Below are 17,747 nucleotides of genomic sequence, written 5' to 3' on the forward strand. Positions count from 1 at the left end.
CCTGTCTGTTCGCGAACCGCTCCGGGCCCTTCGCTGCGATGGTAGCGCTGCCGCCCCGTGCGGGCCAAGCCTCGCTGAGCAAGCCTCGCTGAGCAAGCCTCGCCGAGCCGAGCGAGGGGATCGGCCCGCACTTAAGCCGGGCGCGATCCGGCCGCCGGCCGTCTCAGCCGGCGCCAGCCCATCGCCACACCCGAGCCCGCGATCACCGATCCGGCCGCGAGCAGCAGCAGCATGACCCCGTCCCAGGCGGGGCGGTGGCGCAGGAGGATCCCGAGATCGAGGGTGTGCAGCAGGTCGAAGCCCCAGCGCTCGACGCGGCCCGACCGGTCGAGCCGGTTCAGGATCTCGCCGGTCTCGGGATCGATGTGGAACCACGTCGCCGCCGGGTCGTCGAACACCACCCGGAGCACCGGCAGGCGCCGGGCGCGGTGGTGCGAGGTCCAGTAGAAGTCCTCGCGCTCGAGCCGAGAGGTCGTCATCGATCGAGCCTCCGGGACCAGGCGGCGCGCGGAGGCGTCCAGCCGGTCGGGCGCGACCGGCGCCGTTCCGCAGCAGGCGATCTCCCGTCCGTCGCGGCAGGCGATCACCGCGAGCGGCGCACCGCCGAGCCAGGTGAACCGCACCTCCGCCGCGTCCGTGCAGGCGCGCTGGCGGATCGCGGCGCGGTCGAGCCCGGTGCGGGCGCCGGGTGCGTCGGCGTAGCGTTCGAGCATCGCCTGCGACGGGCTGGAGGAGGAGAACCAGCGGTTCGGGTTCATCGAGAGCCAGCCGCTGACGATGAAGCTCAACAGCGCGAGCCCGCCGATCAGGCCGCCGAGATGATGCCAGCGCGCGAGGCCGCGATAGGGCGTCACCGCGCCGGAGCGATAGCGTCGGGCGATCCGCATCCGCATCCGCAGGAGCCCGAGCACGAACCCGGTGACGGCCCCGACCATCGCGATCCCCGAGACCCACACGATCACCGTGCGCCACAGCGCGGCCTGCGCCCGCAGCGGCGCGACGTAGAGCCAGTGCGGGACGGCGCCGAACCAGTTCCAGAACCGCTCGTGCGCCGTGGTGTCGAGCACCACGGCACCGGTCGGCTGCGAGACGTAGAGCTCGGTGCCGTCCGCATCGCCGAGCGCGATGCGGTGGAGCGGGCGCACCGCATCGTAGCGCTGGTGCACCGTCCACAGGTCGTAGGCGAGCGTGTCGCGGTAGGCCGGGCGCAGGCTGCGCGGATCGTGGCCGGCGATGGCGAGGGCCTCGTCCGGTGACGCGGGGCCGATCGCCCGGCCGTCGACCGCGGAGACGGCGCGGCGGGACCCGTCCCAACGCGCGACCCGGTAGACCGGCTCGGCCCCCCGCATCGACAGGCTCAGCGCCCGGGGAAAGCCGGGCTCGTCGGCCAATGCCGCGTCCGGCGAGACCCGCACCGCGTCCCAGGCGATCGCGGGCAGCCCGGCCCGGCGCTCGGGCTCGGTCAGCGACGGGTAGGCGACGTACATCATCACCACGCCGCTCACGAACCACGTCGTGAAGAACAGTCCCGTGACGATGCCGAGCCAGCGATGGCCGAGATGCAGCCACCGCTTTCCCGTCTTGGCGAGCGTGCGCGCCGCGGAGGCCATCTCAGAACGCCGTCGTGAAGGCGACCTCGAACGAGCGCGGTCGCCCGAGGAGCCAGTTTGTGCCGACCCCGTCCACCGCGTTTCCGCTGATCGCGTAGACCTTGTCGAACAGGTTGAAGACGCGGAAGGACAGGCGCGAGGCCGGCGTGACCTGATGGTCGAGGCCGAGGTTGACCAGCCCGTAGGCCGGGCGTCGCGCGGTGTTGCCGAAATCGCTGAACACCTCGCCGACGTACTGGAACCCGACCCGTGCTTCCCAGGCCGGCGCGAAGGCGTAATTGAGCCAGAGGTTGGCGACCCGCTCGGGCACGTCGATCGGCCGGTTGCCGGCGTACGAAATCGTCGCGCCGTTCACGGCCTGGTTCAAGGAATCGTACTGCGCGTGCAGCAGGGCGAGGTTCGCGTCGACCCGCCAGAGCGGCGTGACCTGCAGCGAGAGCGCCGCCTCGACCCCTTAGGAGGATTGCCGGCCGACCTGCGTCGAGACGTTCGGCTGGCCCGGCACCGCCGAGATCAGGTTGTCCTTGACGATGCGGTAGCCGGCGAGCGTCCACTCGCCTCGGCCGTCCCAGAACACGCCCTTGGCGCCGAGCTCGACCTGCTCGCCGGTGGAGAGCGTGAAGCCGGCCAGCGATTGCGACAGCGTGATCAGGCTGTTCACCGGGTCCGTGGCGGTGGCGACCTGCGCATAGAGCGCGGTGTCCGGCGTCGGGTTGAACACCAGCCCGAAGCGGTAGCCGAGGCCCTGGAAGGACTTCTCGAACTGCGCGTTGCTCATCAGGTTCTCGCGCTGCAGGGTCGAGGCGTCGAACCGGACGCCGGACAGGAACGAGAGCTGGTCGGTGAGGATCAGCCGGTCCTCGGCGAAGACCGAGGCCTGGTCGGTGCTCGTCGCGTAGGCCGGGCTGGCGCGGCCGTTCAGCGGGAACGAGCCCGGGTCGTAATCCGTCAGCGGGACGCTGGTGACGAGGCCCGATCCGACGGTCGAGAAGTTGTTGATGTGCCGAAAGTCGATGTGGTTCACGTCGAAGCCGGCCAGGAACTCGTTGCGGAAGCCGAACAGCGTGCCCTTGAACGCGGCGTCGAACCGGTTCCCGAGCTGTTCCTGCTGGTGGTAGATTTCGGTGTAGTCGCTCCGGTCGACCAATCGCGTCGATCGGTCGAAGCTGTAGGTCTCGACGTCGAGCCAGTGGCGCCTGCTCTGCAGCCGGTAGGCGGTGTTCCGCACCGTGATGTCGGCGGTGGGCGTCCACTCCGTCTTGAGCTGGGTCCAGTTGTCCGCCCAGGTGATCTTGGCGTCGCGCACGTTGTAGTTCTTGAACCGGATGAAATCCGGGATGCGCCCGTCGACCAGCGGCGTGCCCCAGTAGCGCGCCGGCTCCTGATAGCCGAGGTCGTGGCTCAGGGTGAAGGCGAGGTCGGGCGTGGCCTGGAGCAGGATCGCGCCCGAGACCGCGAGGTTGCGGAAGTCGCCGTCCGGGCTGATCCAGCCGCCGGCGCGGTTGCCGCTGACGTTAAGGCGATAGGCCACCGCGTCGCCGATCGGGCCGCCGGAATCGAGGGCGAGCCGCGCGATGCCGTCCGATCCGACGCCGGCCCGCACCACGTTGATGGGCGTGAAGGTCGGCTTCTTCGTCACCACGTTGATGACGCCGCCGATCGCCCCGTCGCCGTAGAGCACGGAGGCCGGCCCGCGCAGCACCTCGATGCGCTCGACGTTCCAGGTGTCGAACGGGAAAGTCACCGTGTTGGCGCCGACGAACAGCCGCGTGCCGTCGTAGAGCTGCTGGATCGAGTTCGGCCCCGAGAACCCGCGGCTGGTGAAGGCGCCGTTGCCGTTGCCCGGCGAGGCGATGGTGGTGAAGCCGGTGGCGTTCTGCGTCACGGCGTCCGCGATCGTGTCCTGGCCGCGCAGCCGCGCGGTCTCGCCGGAGATGACGTCGACGCTGCCGGGGGTCTCCAGCGGCGTGAGGCCGAGGCGGCTCGCGCCGCGGTCGGGCGTGCGCAGGTTGAGGCCGACCGGCGCGGTGCGGCTCAAGCCGACGCCGTCGCCCGCGACCGTGAGGGTGTCGAGCACGACGCTCGCCGATTCGCCGGCGACCGGCTGGGCGCCGGCCTCTCGCGGCGGAGCGAGGATGACGAGCGCCGTGCCGGCGAGGAGCGGGCAGCGCATCGCGCGCCCGAGGGAACGAGCGGTTTGCAGAAGAACGAGCATGGATCGGATTCGGCTCTATCGGCGCGACGCGACGGCCTGCCCGACCCTCGATCTACATCGAATGTAACAATGTTACAATTAGGCGATCGGCCGAACGCGGCTCGGCCGCCGGCGCACGGATGCCGGGCGGCTTCCTGTGCGTCGTTCGGCGCGGGTCTCGCGGTCGGCAAGGGCATGGAAGGGACGTGCGGACGCGTGTGGTGGCACGTCACCGCGAACGAGGCCGCCCCGTATGCGCCGCGCGGGCCCATGCGTCTCGACACCCGTCGAGGCACCCCGCCCGACGCGTTTCGCGTGTGACCACGACTGACGGCAGGTCTCCTGGCTCGCGGGTCGCTGCCCCTCATCGTCTTCCCAGGCGCCGTGACCCAGTGACGTGTTGATGGAGGCTCGCCGCTTACAGTTGCGGGGGCAGCCGCGGCATCGGAAAGGCTCCTCGGAGCCTCGTCCTCACCGCGTTCCCTTTTGATCCCCGAGGGGAACCGTCCCCGCCAAGTGGCTTCCGCGGTCCCGAAGAGTCAACGGCCGGAATCACGCTCCTGTGAAGTGTGACCCGGCGGCGACAGCGACGGCGCGCACGGTGGCGTTAGGTCGAGACATGCGATCCGTCCTGCGCCGACGCCTCGACGACGACGCTCGGCGGCAAGGTTCCTCCGGCGCCGCCGAGGACGGAGCCGAGGTCGCCCGGCAGGGCGGTCTCCGCGGTCAGCTCCGCCGGCTCGCCGCCGGCCGCGTGCTCGTCCGCCACCAGGGCGACCGCGCCCGGTGCGATCAGGCCGAGGCCCGCTGCGTGCCGGGCGATGGCGGTGCTGTCTGCGGCGATGACGAGGTGGCTGCCGGCGGCCGCGACGACCTGCGCCAGCGCCTCGATCTCGCGGACGCGGTCGGCGTCCCGCGACACGTTGCGGATGTAGACCGCCTTCACCCGGCCCGGATGGTCGGCGACGATCCGGCCGTAGACCTCCGGATCGTGCTGCCCGCTGTCGCCGATCAGCACGAAGGGCAGGTCGCGATACAGCGACAGCATGTGGACGATCAGGGCGCGCTTGTGATCTTCCGCCCGGCGGGGGAGGGGGTGCTTCCACGACAGGCCCCATTCGCGCAGGAACAGGATCGGGCCCACCGGGATGCCCTGGATCGTGAAGAACTCCGACAGCATCTCGTACAGGCCCCACGGCGCGCGCGAGACGTAGAGCATCGGGTTGGTCTCGATGCCGTCCGGGCCGACGTAGAGGGCCCGGTAGAGCGCGGCGACGCCGGGGAAGGCGACGCGGTTCTCGGCATCCTCCACGAACAGCCGCCACAGCATCTTGGCCTTGTTGGCGACGCCCGTGCGCATCACCGTGTCGTCGATATCGCTGACGACGACGCAGCCGGTGGCTCCCGGCGGCACGAACACCTGCCCCCGCGCCCGCACTGGCGGCTCCGCCTCGAGCGTGAGGTCGACGTCGTGCCAGCCATGGTCGCCCGCGGGCAACGCCTCCGGGCTGAGATGGACGCGGAAGTAGCCGTCGCGGTCGGTCTCGACCCGCGCCTGCGCGCCGCCGAAGCGGGCGGTGACGGCGGCGTCCTTCAGCGCCCGCCGCGCGATCCGCCGGGCGATGTCCCGCAGCTGCGCGCGCAGGCTCTCGTCGCCCGGTGCCGTATCGGGGTGGGATTGGCGGAAGATGCGGCCGATCAGGAAGATCTCGTCGGCGGAGCCGTAGCCGCGATAGGGCTCGATGACGATGCCGCCGCGCCCCTGCGCCCGGCGGACCGGGCGGGCGACGAGCTTCAGCGCCCGGACCGCGCCCTTCCTCCAACGCCGCAAACGCACTCCCATCGCCGATCGCCCGCTTCCGTCGCCTGAGCCGGTCAACGCCGCAAGCGGCGGATCGGAGCCCTCACGGCTGCACCTCCGTTGCGCCGTCGGGGCCGGAGGGCTCGTCCATCAGCGGATGCAGGTCGCGGACCATGCTCTTCAGGCGGTCGTCGAGGACGTGCGTGTAGATCTGCGTCGTCGAGATGTCGGCGTGGCCGAGCAGCTCCTGCACGATCCGCAGGTCGGCGCCGTTGTGCAGCAGGTGACTGGCGAAGGCGTGGCGCAGCACGTGCGGGCTGACCTTGTCGGCGCGCAGGCCCGCGGCCTCCGCCGCCGCCTTCAGGTCGCGGGCGAAGGCCTGCCGGGTGAGATGGCCGCTCTCGCTGTCGGCGGGAAACAGCCACGGCGCATCGCTCGGCGAGGCGGCGAGGTGTCGGCGCATCGCGTCGCGCGCCAGCTCGGTGAGCGGCACGAGCCGTTCGCGCCCACCCTTTCCCCGCACCACGAGGTAGCGCTCGCGGGTCGAGGCGGCCGAGCGCGGAAGCGCGATCAGCTCGGAGACGCGCAGGCCCGTGGCGTAGAGCAGCTCGAGCAGGCACAGCATCCGCTGCGCCCGCCGCGCCTGGCCCGGCGCCTCGGCCTCGACCGCCGCATCGATCTGTGCGCGCGCCGTCGCGAGCAGCCGGTCGACTTCGGCGACCGACAGCACCTTCGGCAGCGCGCGGCCGCGGCGCGGGCCGGTGAGCGGCGCGCTCGGATCGGATTCGGCCAGCCCTTCCGCGTAGAGGAACTTGTGGAAGCCGCGGATGCAGGAGAGCCGCCGGGCGGCGGAGGCCGGCTTCAGGCCACGCGGCTCGAGGGAGGCGACGTAGGCGCGGAGGTCCGCCGCCTCGATCTCGGCGAGGTCGAGGCCCTCGTCGGCGAGGTGACCGAAGTAGTCGTCGAGATCGCGCCGGTAGGCTTCGAGGGTGTTCTTCGCCGCCCCGCGCTCGGCGGCCAGCATGTCGAGGTAGGCCGCGATCTCGGGCGGCGTCCGCCGCTCGGCCTCGGGCGGACGCTCCTCCCTCACCGGCCGCCCGGCTGGAGCTTCGAGGCGGGGATGGTCACGCTCATTTCCCGCGGCGTCGGCGTCACGAAGGTCGCGAGCGCGAACATGCCGGCGAAGACGAGGCCGGCCAGGATCGCGAGGGTGGCGAAGAAACGGAATAGGGTCGGCACAGCGGTCGAACCTCGGGGCACGCGGACGCGATGGAGCAGGGCGCAGCGGGGACTTAAGTTTTGCGCCGCGGCGACCCGGGTTGCACCATGCCGCCGCCGCGCTGGCAAGGCCCGGAAGGCCACATCCTGCGCCCGTCTCGCCGCGACGACGGGCCGGCGCATCGGGCCGGCTCCATGCCGTCTCCGGGCCCTTTCCGAGATTTCAGGGGGCGGCGGCCGCGGGCCCGAGCGCATGGGTGATAACCCCGCCGACTTGGTATAAGACCCGGGACACCGCCGCACCCGCTTCCAGCCCCGTCGCCGACCCGCCCTTTGCCGTCCATGCCGAGCCCCGCCCGATGACCACGCCCGAGCCGATGGGCGATCCGATCGAAGCGCGCCTGCGCCGGGCCCTCGGCTCGCGCTCGATCGTGCTCGTGGGCCTGATGGGAGCGGGCAAGAGCACCGTCGGCCGCCGCCTCGCGAGCCGGCTCGGCCTGATCTTCAAGGACGCCGACATCGAGATCGAGGCGGCCGCGGGCCTGACCATCCCCGACATCTTCGCGATCTACGGCGAGCCGAGCTTTCGCGACGGCGAGGAGCGCGTGATCTCGCGCCTGCTGCGGGCGGGGCCGCTGGTCCTGGCCACCGGCGGCGGCGCGTTCATGCGCGAGTCGACCCGCGCGCGAATCGCGGAATCGGGCGTGTCGGTCTGGCTCAAGGCCGAGCTCGACGTGCTGATGCGGCGGGTGCGCAAGCGCGGCAACCGCCCGCTGCTCCAGACCGAGGATCCCGAGCGGACCATGCGCGACCTGATGGACCTGCGCCATCCGGTCTATGCCGCCTCCGACGTGACCGCGCTGTCCCGCGACGTCGCCCACGACCGCGTCGTGCAGGACGTGCTCGAAGCCCTCGACGCCTACCTCAACCCGCCGGACGAGAGCCGCGCGGTCGCCGCGCAGTGAAGCTGTCATGACCGAGCCCCTCGCCGTCCACGTCCCCCTCGACCAGGGCCGCGACTACGACATCCTGATCGGGCGCGGCCTCATCGCCGGCGCCGGCGCGCGCGTGGCGGCGCTGGGCGGCAAGGCGGCGGTGATCGTCAGCGACGAGACCGTCGCGGCGCTCTACGGCGACGCCCTGCGAAGGAGCCTGGAGGAAGCGGGCCTGCGCTCCGCACTCGTCGCGGTGGCGCCGGGCGAGGCCTCGAAATCCTACGCGACCTACGCGTCGGTCTGCGACGGCCTGCTCGCCCACAAGGTCGAGCGCGGCGACCTCGTGGTCGCCCTCGGCGGCGGCGTCGTCGGCGATCTCGCGGGCTTCGCCGCGGCGACCCTGCGGCGCGGCGTGCGCTTCGTGCAGGTGCCGACGAGCCTGCTCGCCCAGGTCGATTCCTCGGTCGGCGGCAAGACCGGGATCAATTCGCCGCTCGGCAAGAACCTGATCGGCGCCTTCCACCAGCCTCGCCTCGTGCTCGCCGACACCGCGACCCTCGACACGCTCTCGGAGCGCGAGATGCGGGCGGGCTACGCCGAGGTCGCCAAGTACGGGCTGATCGGCGATGCCGGCTTCTTCGACTGGTGCGAGGCCCATTGGCGCGGGATCTTCTCCGGCGGGCCGGACCGCGACGAGGCGGTGGCGATCTGCTGCCGCGCCAAGGCCGGCGTCGTCGTCCGCGACGAGCGCGAGGACGGCGAGCGCGCCCTCTTGAATCTCGGCCACACCTTCGGCCACGCGCTGGAACGCCTCACCGGCTACGAGTCGGCCCGCCTCGTCCACGGCGAGGGCGTCGCGATCGGGCTGGCGCTGGCGTTCCGCTTCTCGGCCCGTCTCGGCCTGTGCGCGGGCCAGGATGCGGGCCGCGTCGCCAACCACCTCGCGCTCGCCGGCCTGCCGACCACCCTCCAGGCCGTGCCCGGCGGCTGCGGCGACGCCGACGCGCTGCTCGACGCGATGGCGCAGGACAAGAAGGTGAAGGATGGCGCGCTGACCTTCATCCTCGCCCGCGGCATCGGCCGGAGCTTCATCGCGCCGGGAATCGAGCGGGACGCGGTGCGCGCCTTCCTGCAGGACGAGCTGCAGATCGAGGCGTGATCGCCGCCCCGATTCGCTTTCCGAAAGCCGGGGCGATGCCTCCGTGCCGCTCGACGAGGCTTGCGGTCGCCATCGCTAAGCCGGCGAGGCCGAGCCCCGCGAAAACATCCACGAAGTAGTGCCCTCCGGAGACCGGCGTCGCAACGACCATGACAAGGTTGACGAACAGGCCCGGCCACCGTGCCCAGGGCAGGTGCCAGAAGGCGCGTGCCAGGATCGCCCCGAGCGCAGCGTGGAAGCTTGGGAACGCGATGATGCCCTGCCCATCAGTGAGCGAGACGACTTTTAGGCTTCCGTCGCGTAGGGCCAGGATGTGGGTGTCGTCGATGAAGGGGACGTTCGGAGCAGTGGCCTGGGATAGGCCGAGATGCATGAACACCGTCTCGGCCGGCATCAGGCCCGAGATTGCTATCGCGGCGATGGCCGTGAGCGCTACCGCCAGCACAAACGTCCGGCAGGCCTCCAGACGGCCGGTAAGGCTCAGCCCCACGACGACCACGATGAGCTGCGGCATGACTGATTGGTAGGTCGTCGTGTTGATCTTCGCCAGCCAAGGCCGCGCGTTCACGAAGGCGAGGTAGGCCTGCCAATCCAGACCCAGGATGCGGTCCCAAGCCATGAACGTCGCGTCCCAAGCGGGTCCGCCGCTGCACGCCACCGCGTAGGACAACGGTTCACCCACGACGGTCAGCGCGATCAATTGCGCCGTCGCGTTCAGGCAACCGGCCAACCGTTCGTCTGGGCGCCAGACGCTGTAGACCGCGACACCGCCGGCCAGCGCTAGGCAGGCGAGGACCGGCACGATGGCGCTCTTCCAGTCGAACGCCAAGCCGACTCGCGCCATCCAGACGGCCGAGACCACGACGGTGCCGCCGATGAGGTACCACGTTGCGTCTTGCGGGCGTTCCGCAGACCTTTTCATGGAAGGCTCCCGGTGCTCGCCGAGAAACTGACACAGACAGTGGAATAGGACGTTAAGAGCCTGCGGTCCGAGCCCGCGGCCACATTTGACCGTCGCGGGCGGAGGCCATTGGTATAGGACGAGCCGAGCGTTGCGCATCGAGCCGTATGCGCGGTCACTTGCGAGCTTGAAAACCCGGCGCGATGGAAACCCACACCGACCTCTGGCTGGCCGCGAGCATCGTCGTGATCTCGCTGCTGCTCTCGGCCTTCTTCGCGGGCGCGGAGACAGCCTTCACCGCCGCGTCCCGCGCGCGGATGCATTCCCTGGAGGAGGCGGGGGATGCGCGGGCGGGCATCGTCAACCGCATCCTGGCGATCCGCGAGCGCTTCATCGGCGCGATGCTGATCGGCTACAACATCGTCGCGATCGGCGCCTCCGCCTTCATGACGAGCGTGCTGACCGCGGTCTTCGGCAAGAGCGGCGTCATCTACGCCACCGTCGGCATGTCGGTGCTGGTGATCGTCTTCGCCGAGGTGCTGCCGAAGACGCTCGCGATCTCGAAGCCCGACAAGGCGGCCCTGATGATGGCCCGCCCCGTCGCCTTCGCGGTCGCGGTGATGGGCCCGGCGGCGCTCGCGATCGAGAGCCTGGTGCGGCTGATGCTGCGCCCGTTCGGCGTCACGATCGGCGACCACCAGTCGATCCTGTCGCCGACCGAGGAGATCCGCGGGCAGGTCGCGCTGCTGCACCGCGAGGGCGGGGTGGCCAAGGCCGAGCGCGACATGCTCGGCGGCCTGCTCGACCTCAACGACCTCTCTGTCTCGGAGGTGATGGTCCACCGCACCAAGATGCGGATCATCAACGTCGACCTGCCCTCCGAGGAGATCGTGCGCGAGGTGCTGGCCTCGCCCTACACACGGATGCCGCTGTGGCGCGGCACCACGGAGAACGTCGTCGGCGTGCTGCATGCCAAGGACCTGCTCCGGGCCCTCGACGCGGCCGGCGGCGACGCGTCCGGCCTCAAGGTCGAGGCGCTGGCGCTCGAGACCTGGTTCGTGCCGGACACCACCAGCCTGCGCGACCAGCTCAAGGCCTTCCTCTCGAAGAAGACCCACTTCGCCCTCGTCGTCGACGAGTACGGCGAGGTGATGGGCCTCATCACCCTGGAGGACATCCTCGAGGAGATCGTCGGCGACATCGCCGACGAGCACGACGTCGCCGTCTCGGGCGTGCGGCCGCAGGGCGACGGCTCGGTCAACGCCGACGGCGGCGTGCCGATTCGCGACCTCAACCGGGCGATGGACTGGAACCTGCCGGACGAGGAGGCGACCACCATCGCCGGGCTCGTCATCCACGAGGCGCGCGCCATCCCCGACCAGGGAACCGCCTTCAACTTCCACGGCTTCCGCTTCCAGGTCCTGCGCAAGGCGAAGAATCGCATCACGACCCTGCGGATCACGCCGCTGGAGCCGACGGGGAGCAAGCGTGGCGACGGATGAGGGATTTGGCCCGTCATCCCGATAACCTATGTTATGGAGTTTTGATATCAGTCAGGTCTGATACGGGCGTTTAGATGTTGTTTATGCTCTAGTTTGATGTTGTGCTCAGTCTCGGGTGCCGTATCGCAGGTGTGGTCTCGGCCATCGGAGTGATCGTCGGGAGACGTCAAGCGGACCATGCGTCTCGACATCGCGACCCTTCTACTGGTGACCTTCGTCCTCACGTTCCTCGTGGGCGTACTCTTCGTGCTGTCGTGGGTCCAGGCACGTCGGACGCACGCTCTGGCGATCTGGGGCGTCGCGCACCTCGTCGGCGCGATCGCCTCCGGCGGGCTGGCCCTGCGCGGCACGATCCCCGACTGGCTCTCCATCGGCGTCGCCAACGCGATGATGATCGCCGCCTACGGTCTGATCTGGAGCGGCGTGCGGGCCTTCGAGGGGCGGAGCCTGCGCCTGTCGATCGCGATCCTGAGCGGCGGCGCCTTCGCGACGGCTTGCCTCGTCCCGGCGTTCTACGGCTCGATCGCGGCGCGGGTTGTCCTCGCCTCGTCGATCGCGACCCTCTTCTGCGCGGCGAGCGCCTACGAGATCTGGCGCGGCCGGGCGGAGCGGCTGGTCTCGCGCTACCCCGCGATGATCCTGCTGTGCATCTACGGGCTCTGCTACGCGGTCCGGATCCCCGCAGCCTTCCTCGCCCCCCTGCCGACCAGCCCAGACGCCCTGCAATCGCGCTGGGTCGCGATCCTGTGCTTTGCCGCGATGCTGTTCACGATCGCCCTCGCCTTCACGTTCATGGCGCTGACCAAGGAGCGGGCCGAGCGGGCACAGCGGCTCGCCGCATCGGTCGATCCGCTGACCGGCATCGCCAACCGCCGCGCCTTCGTGCTGGAGGCCGAGGCGATGCTGGCGCGGCCCTCGCCGAGCGCGCTGCTGCTGTTCGACCTCGATCACTTCAAGCGTGTGAACGACACCTACGGCCACGCGGTCGGCGACGGGGTGCTGGTCGGTTTCTGCGCCCTGGGGCGGGCCTTGCTGCCGGGCGATCGCGCGTTCGGCCGGCTCGGTGGCGAGGAGTTCGCGTGCCTGATCCCGGCTCAGACCCCGGAGGCCGCCCGGCGCGAGGCGGTCCGCTTCGGCCGCGCCTTCGCCGCCCTGCGCCTGCCGATGCTGCCGCACCTCGAGGTCAGCTGCAGCATCGGCGTGGCGGTGAGCACGCCGGGACATGAGCGTTTCGACGACCTGATGCGCCGGGCCGACCTCGCGCTCTACCGCGCCAAGCGCAACGGCCGCAGCCGGACGGAACTGGCCGAGGCGGACGGTCCGGATGTGCAGGCCGCCCGAAACCGGCGACTGCCTTGGCCTCAGGCAGCCGAGTAGGCTGCGGCCCCCAGGCGTGCGCGGGCAGCCGCGTATTCGCGCGCGAGCCGTGCGACCACGTCCGCCACGGGCGGCGCGTCCGCGATCGTCCCGACGCCCTGGCCGGCACCCCACACGTCGCGCCACGGCTTCGCCCGGCTGCTGCCGAAGTTCATCGCGCTCTTGTCGACATCCGGCAGGCTCTCGGGATCGAGCCCGGCGGCGCGGATGCTGGGGCTCAGGTAGTTTCCGGGCACGCCGGTGAAGAACGGGGTGTAGAGGATGTCGGCGGCCGCGCTTTCCGCGATCATCGCCTTGTAGCCGTCGGCGGCGTTGGCCTCCGCCGTCGCGATGAAGCGCGTGCCCATGTAGGCGAGGTCGGCGCCCATCGCCTGCGCGGCGAGGATCGCGCTGCCGGTGGTGATCGCCCCCGACAGGATGATCGGCCCGTCGTAGAAGCGCCGCACCTCGCCGAGCAGGGCGAACGGGCTCAGCGTGCCGGCATGCCCGCCCGCTCCGGCGCAGACCAGGATCAGCCCGTCGACGCCGGCCTCCAGCGCCTTCTCCGCGTGCCGGACGGTGGTGACGTCGTGGAACACCACGCCGCCGTAACCGTGGATCGGCCGCACCACGGCGTCGGGCGCCCTGAGCGAGGTGATGACGATCGGGACCGCGTGGGCGACGCAGGCGGCGACGTCCCGGGCCAGACGGTCGTTCGAGGCGTGGACGATCTGGTTGACCGCGAACGGCGCGATCCGCCGCGTCGGCTCGGCCGCCCGCGCCGCGGCGAGCGTGCCGGTGATGAGCGACAGCCAGGTGTCGAGGCGTTCGGCCGGCCGGGCATTCAGCGCGGGAAACGACCCGACGATGCCCGACAGGCACTGGGCGATCACGAGGTCGGGCCCCGACACGATGAACAGCGGCGCGGCGATCACCGGCAGGGCCAGCGTGCCGAGCAGCGCCGGGGGCAGCCGTTCGTTCGATGCGGATTCGGCCATGCGCCCTGCCTCTCGATCGTCGCGGCGAGGATCAAGGGCCGGCGGTCGCGCCGTCAAGACTCCGATGCAGGTTTGCCGACGACATCGACGGACACCGGCGTCGGCCGTCGCCAGGCCGTGGCGCGGGTTGTGCAGCCCGGGGCCGAGATGCAGGCTCGGTCGGAGCCGGTCCGGTCTCGCGCGGCGTTCGCGCGTGCCGGCCGGCTCGAGGCCATGTCAGAGGGCCGCGACGGCCCGAACCCGGAGGATGCCGCTTGAACGGGACGATCGACGACACGATTCTCGGCGTTCCCGAGGCGTTGCGCACGCATGTCGGCGCGATCAGGCCGATGGCCGAGCACAAGGTGCTCCCGCGGCTCGATCACTTCGCCCGCGATTTCATCGCGCTCTCGCCCTTCCTGGTGCTCGCCTCGATGGACGCGGAAGGCCGGGCCGACGCGAGCCCGCGCGGCGACGCTCCCGGCTTCGTCCGGATCCTCGACGACGCGACGTTGCTGATCCCGGACCGCCGCGGCAACAACCGCGTCGACAGCTTCGGCAACGTGCTCGGCAATCCCGGGGTCGGGCTGATCTTCTTCGTGCCGGGCATCGACGAGACGCTGCGGGTGAACGGGCGCGCGGCGCTGGTCACGTCGGCCGAGATGCTCGCGCCCCTGGTCGCCCAGGGCAAGATCCCGGTGACGGGTCTGCGCGTCGCGGTGGAGGAGGTGTTCTTCCACTGCGCCAAGGCGCTGATGCGGGCCAAGCTGTGGTCGCCGGAGGCGCAGGTCGAGCGCAAGAGCTTCCCGAGCCTCGGGCGCATCCTCGCCGAGCAGACCGGCACCGTGAGCGTCGCCGATGCCGAGCGCTCGACCGAGGAGGCCTACCGCACCCGGCTCTACTGAGCATCGCGCGGGATCGCCGGGGGTCCCCGGCGATCCCGCCTCCCGTTCATTCGGCTTCGGGGGCGATCGGCTCCAGGCCGCCGACGTGGCGCTGGGCGTAGAGCGGCAGGCCGATCTGGCGGATCAGTTCCTGCTGGGTCTCGAGGAAGTCGATGTGGCCTTCCTCGTCCTCGGCCAGATCCTCGAACAGGCGCTTCGACACCCGGTCGTTGATCGAATCGCAGTACTTGGCGGCTTCGAGGTAGAGCGCGCGGGCCTCGCACTCGGCGGCGAGATCGCAGGCGATGATCTCCTCGACGTTCTGGCCGATCCGCAGGGGATCGAGCTCCTGGAGGTTGGGGAAGCCGTCGAGGAACAGGATCCGGTCGACGAACCGGTCCGCGTGGTTCATCTCCTCGATCGATTCCTTGCGCCAGAACTTGGCGAGGTCGATGTAGCCCCAGTCGTTGAGCATCCGGAAGTGGAGCCAGTACTGGCTCACCGCGGTCAGCTCGCTGCGCAAGCCGCGGTTGAGATACTCGATGACCTTGATGTCGCCCTTCATGAAACCCGTTCTCCCCTTGGCCGAGCGAGGGAAAAGCCGGGCTACGCCTCAGGCGGCGATCCCCTCCTCTGCAGGCTGGACCTTTCCCAAACTGCAGCCGGTTGCGCAACCCGTCGCGCAGGCATGGGCGTCCTGTCCCGCCTCGAGCGCCGCGGCGCCGAGGGCGTTCTGCATGATCGAGCGGATCGTGCGGGCGCAACGCCCGCATTTCGGGCTGCAGCCGAGGCAGGCGTAGACCTGGGCCGGCGTGCGCGGGCAGCCAGGACCCGGGCCTAGACACCCGCGCACGGCGCCATCCGAGAGGACGTTGCAGGAACAGACGATCATACGATCCAAAACCCGATGGCTGGAGGCTCGTTTCCTTCGACGCCTTCGAATCGTTCGAGAGCGCTCACCGTGCGTCGTCCCGGTCCTCGACCGTCGCCAGTTTAGAACTCTTGAAAACTGAGCGTTTTCAACGTGTTAGCGAACGCCACATGCCATCCGGCACCGTATGGGTCAAGGCTCCGGCGATCACGAGCGCACGATCGGATCGCGTCGTCGCGTTTCGCGGCTCCCTATTGCGCCAGCTCCTTCAGCGCGAGCCGGATGAGAACCTTCGCCTCGGCGTCCTCGCCGCCAGCCTTCAAGGCAGCGGCGACCGCGGCCGAGGCCTGGAGCTGGGCGTAGCCGAGGTTGACCAGCGCCGAGATCGCGTCGGCGACGGGCTGGGGCGCGGAGCGGTTCTCGACCGCGCCCGACAGGGCGATGAGCGCCGGATCGATCGGCGCGAAGGCCGGCGCCTTGTCCTTGAGTTCGGCCACCAGCCGGGCGGCCAGCCGCGGGCCGACGCCGGGCGCACGCGCGACGGCGGTCTTGTCGCCCATGGCGATCGCCGAGGCGAGCTGAGGCGGCTCCAGCACCGAGAGCAGCCCGAGGGCGACCTTGGAGCCGACGCCCTGCACGGTCTGGAGCAGGCGGAACCACTCGCGCTCGGCATCCGAGCGGAAGCCGTAGAGGCGGATCATGTCCTCGCGGACATGCGTCTCGATCGAAAGGACGGCCGGCTCGCCGGGCTTCGGCAGGCGCTGGAGCGTGCGCGCCGAGCAATGCACCTCGTACCCGACTCCCTGGACGTCGAGGAGGACGAAATCCTCGCCGTAGGAATCGACCACGCCCTTGAGCTTCCCGATCATGAGATCCCGATCATTCGCGCCGCCGCGTCCAGCGTGCCGTCCGCTGCCTACAGAATGCCGCGCATCGCCGCCATCCGGCGAACCGTGGCGAGTCTTTCTGCAGGCCAGTCTTGAGAGCGGCCGAGCTTCGTGGGATCAGGGCAGGGAAACGGTCGGTTACAACCCAGGCGATCCCGATGCGCGGACCCTTGCTTCTCCTCGCCCTGACGCTCGCCCTCTCGCCGGCGCGGGCCGCCGACACCGCGACTGCCCCCAGCGCCGACCCGACGCAGGTCCGGCCGGGCACCTACCGCCTCGATCCCGACCACGCCAAGATCACCTGGTCGCTGAGCCATCTCGGCTTCTCGACCTATTACGGGCAGATCACCGACGTCACCGGCGACGCGACCCTCGACCCCAAGGACGCGACCAAGATCCGGCTCAAGGTCACGATCGGCACCGACAGCATCACCGGCGTGAACCCGAAGCTCGACGCGCATCTCCAGACGCCCGACTTCTTCGACACCGCGAAGTTCCCGAGCGCGACCTTCGCCGCCACCGCGGTGGAGGCGACGAGCCCGACCACGGCACGCGTCACCGGCGACCTGACGCTGCGCGGCGTCACCAAGCCGGTCGCCTTCGACGCGACCTTCAACCAGGCCGGCATCCATCCCGTCGACAAGGCCTACACCGTCGGCTTCGACGGCCGCGCCGTGCTGAAGCGGTCGGACTTCGGCATCGACGCCTACCTGCCGATGCTCGGCGACGAGGTCGTCCTGCGCCTCGAAGGCGAGTTCAAGGCGGTGAACTGATCTGCCTCAGCCGAGCTTGGCCAACGCCGCCGCGATCCGCGCGGCGCCCGGCCCGGCCGCGCCGGGCGGCGGGTTCGCGCGCTTGAGCGCATGGGCGCCGCGATGGTTGACGTGGGTGATGGCGATGGCGAGCGCATCGGCCGCATCCGCCAGCTTGAACTCGGCCTTCGGCAACAGGAAGCGCACCATCGCCTGGATCTGCGCCTTCTCGGCATGCCCCGAGCCGCAGACCGACTTCTTGATCAGGTTCGCCGCGTACTCGAACACCGGCACGCCGGCGAGCGCCGGCACCAGCAGCGCGATGGCGCGGGCGTGCCCGAGCTTGAGCGTCGCCTGCGCGTCCTTGTTGACGAAGGTCTCCTCGACCGAAACCTCGTTGGGCGAGAAGTCCCGCACGACCCGGGTGATGCCCTCGTGCAATTCGCGCAGGCGCAGCGCCAGCGGCAGGTCGCCGTCCGAGGTGACGACGCCGCAATCGACGTAGGCGAGCTTCGCCCCCGTCACCGTCACGACGCCCCAGCCGGTGCGGCGCAGGCCCGGATCGATGCCGAGGATGCGGATGGGCGTCATGAACCGGACCTTGGCCGCACGGCCGGAACGCCGTACCGGCTCTGTCTGAGCACATAGCGTGAACGAAGGGTTTCGCCAAACGGTCGCGGCTGGCCGACTTTCGAAACTG

At 70.5% G+C, this 17,747-nt stretch carries 16 protein-coding genes, 1 pseudogene and 1 riboswitch; of the genes and pseudogenes, 6 read left to right on the top strand and 11 right to left on the bottom strand.

What is annotated here, in order from left to right; genetic code table 11:
• Window positions 1–131 precede the first annotated feature (131 nt).
• The 5 genes and pseudogenes from MKK68_RS14770 to MKK68_RS29760 all read right to left on the bottom strand — a co-directional run bounded on the left by MKK68_RS14770 (window position 132) and on the right by MKK68_RS29760 (window position 6,844).
• Window positions 132–1,610, bottom strand: a complete 1,479-nt coding sequence (locus MKK68_RS14770) for a PepSY domain-containing protein (RefSeq protein ID WP_244030913.1) — start codon at window positions 1,608–1,610, stop codon at window positions 132–134.
• A 1-nt stretch (window position 1,611) separates the two neighbouring features.
• Window positions 1,612–3,783, bottom strand: a pseudogene (locus MKK68_RS14775) (TonB-dependent receptor).
• Between the two features lie 335 nt (window positions 3,784–4,118).
• A riboswitch (cobalamin riboswitch) is annotated at window positions 4,119–4,327 on the bottom strand.
• 84 nt (window positions 4,328–4,411) lie between these two features.
• A complete protein-coding gene (locus MKK68_RS14780) occupies window positions 4,412–5,647 on the bottom strand; it encodes an App1 family protein (RefSeq protein ID WP_244030914.1) in 1,236 nt (411 codons plus the stop codon).
• 61 nt (window positions 5,648–5,708) lie between these two features.
• Window positions 5,709–6,695: a site-specific tyrosine recombinase XerD gene (locus MKK68_RS14785; protein WP_313899231.1), complete on the bottom strand. Its 987-nt coding sequence runs from the start codon at window positions 6,693–6,695 to the stop codon at window positions 5,709–5,711.
• Window positions 6,692–6,844 carry a histidine kinase gene (locus tag MKK68_RS29760; protein WP_147730042.1) on the bottom strand — a complete coding sequence of 51 codons (153 nt, stop codon included), beginning with the start codon at window positions 6,842–6,844 and terminating at the stop codon, window positions 6,692–6,694. The genes MKK68_RS14785 and MKK68_RS29760 overlap by 4 nt, the downstream gene beginning before the upstream one ends.
• Before the next feature lie 338 nt (window positions 6,845–7,182).
• Here MKK68_RS29760 and MKK68_RS14795 point away from each other — a divergent pair, with 338 nt between their 5' ends.
• On the top strand, window positions 7,183–7,788 hold the full coding sequence (locus MKK68_RS14795) for a shikimate kinase (protein WP_147727186.1): 606 nt from the start codon (window positions 7,183–7,185) through the stop codon (window positions 7,786–7,788).
• Window positions 7,789–7,795: 7 nt separating this feature from the next.
• On the top strand, window positions 7,796–8,917 hold the full coding sequence (gene aroB, locus MKK68_RS14800) for a 3-dehydroquinate synthase (protein WP_244030916.1): 1,122 nt from the start codon (window positions 7,796–7,798) through the stop codon (window positions 8,915–8,917).
• Here the strand turns inward: aroB and MKK68_RS14805 are convergent.
• Window positions 8,847–9,746, bottom strand: coding sequence for a phosphatase PAP2 family protein (locus tag MKK68_RS14805; protein WP_244030918.1), 900 nt, complete (start codon window positions 9,744–9,746; stop codon window positions 8,847–8,849). The two genes, aroB and MKK68_RS14805, sit on opposite strands and share 71 nt — an antisense overlap.
• Before the next feature lie 275 nt (window positions 9,747–10,021).
• On the opposite strand from MKK68_RS14805, the gene MKK68_RS14810 reads away from it, so the two are divergent.
• Both MKK68_RS14810 and MKK68_RS14815 read left to right on the top strand, forming a co-directional pair.
• Window positions 10,022–11,320, top strand: a complete 1,299-nt coding sequence (locus MKK68_RS14810) for an HlyC/CorC family transporter (RefSeq protein ID WP_244030921.1) — start codon at window positions 10,022–10,024, stop codon at window positions 11,318–11,320.
• Window positions 11,321–11,497: 177 nt separating this feature from the next.
• Window positions 11,498–12,697, top strand: coding sequence for a sensor domain-containing diguanylate cyclase (locus tag MKK68_RS14815; protein ID WP_244030923.1), 1,200 nt, complete (start codon window positions 11,498–11,500; stop codon window positions 12,695–12,697).
• Here MKK68_RS14815 and MKK68_RS14820 read toward each other — a convergent pair.
• A complete protein-coding gene (locus MKK68_RS14820) occupies window positions 12,682–13,674 on the bottom strand; it encodes an NAD(P)H-dependent flavin oxidoreductase (protein ID WP_244030924.1) in 993 nt (330 codons plus the stop codon). The two genes, MKK68_RS14815 and MKK68_RS14820, sit on opposite strands and share 16 nt — an antisense overlap.
• A 254-nt stretch (window positions 13,675–13,928) precedes the next feature.
• Between MKK68_RS14820 and MKK68_RS14825 the strand changes: the two genes are divergently transcribed.
• Window positions 13,929–14,558: a pyridoxamine 5'-phosphate oxidase family protein gene (locus tag MKK68_RS14825; RefSeq protein ID WP_279605352.1), complete on the top strand. Its 630-nt coding sequence runs from the start codon at window positions 13,929–13,931 to the stop codon at window positions 14,556–14,558.
• A 46-nt stretch (window positions 14,559–14,604) separates the two neighbouring features.
• Here the strand turns inward: MKK68_RS14825 and bfr are convergent, their stop codons facing one another.
• The 3 genes from bfr to ruvA form a co-directional block, all read right to left on the bottom strand.
• Window positions 14,605–15,102 carry a bacterioferritin gene (gene bfr / locus MKK68_RS14830; RefSeq protein ID WP_147727192.1) on the bottom strand — a complete coding sequence of 166 codons (498 nt, stop codon included), beginning with the start codon at window positions 15,100–15,102 and terminating at the stop codon, window positions 14,605–14,607.
• Between the two features lie 48 nt (window positions 15,103–15,150).
• A complete protein-coding gene (locus MKK68_RS14835) occupies window positions 15,151–15,429 on the bottom strand; it encodes a bacterioferritin-associated ferredoxin (protein ID WP_243951119.1) in 279 nt (92 codons plus the stop codon).
• A gap of 230 nt (window positions 15,430–15,659) precedes the next feature.
• Entirely contained in the window at window positions 15,660–16,277 is a 618-nt protein-coding gene (ruvA, locus tag MKK68_RS14840; protein ID WP_243935490.1) for a Holliday junction branch migration protein RuvA, read from the bottom strand.
• Window positions 16,278–16,453: 176 nt separating this feature from the next.
• On the opposite strand from ruvA, the gene MKK68_RS14845 reads away from it, so the two are divergent.
• The gene (locus MKK68_RS14845) at window positions 16,454–17,068 is read left to right on the top strand and encodes a YceI family protein (protein ID WP_244030926.1); all 615 of its coding nucleotides are present in this window, start codon (window positions 16,454–16,456) and stop codon (window positions 17,066–17,068) included.
• Window positions 17,069–17,074: 6 nt separating this feature from the next.
• Here the strand turns inward: MKK68_RS14845 and ruvC are convergent, their stop codons facing one another.
• Window positions 17,075–17,638 (bottom strand): crossover junction endodeoxyribonuclease RuvC, encoded by a 564-nt coding sequence (gene ruvC / locus MKK68_RS14850; RefSeq protein WP_244030928.1) that lies wholly within the window; start codon window positions 17,636–17,638, stop codon window positions 17,075–17,077.
• Between the last annotated feature and the right edge of the window lie 109 nt (window positions 17,639–17,747).

Origin of the sequence: Methylobacterium sp. E-016, assembly GCF_022829745.1 — a bacterium.
Taxonomy (GTDB): Bacteria; Pseudomonadota; Alphaproteobacteria; order Rhizobiales; family Beijerinckiaceae; genus Methylobacterium.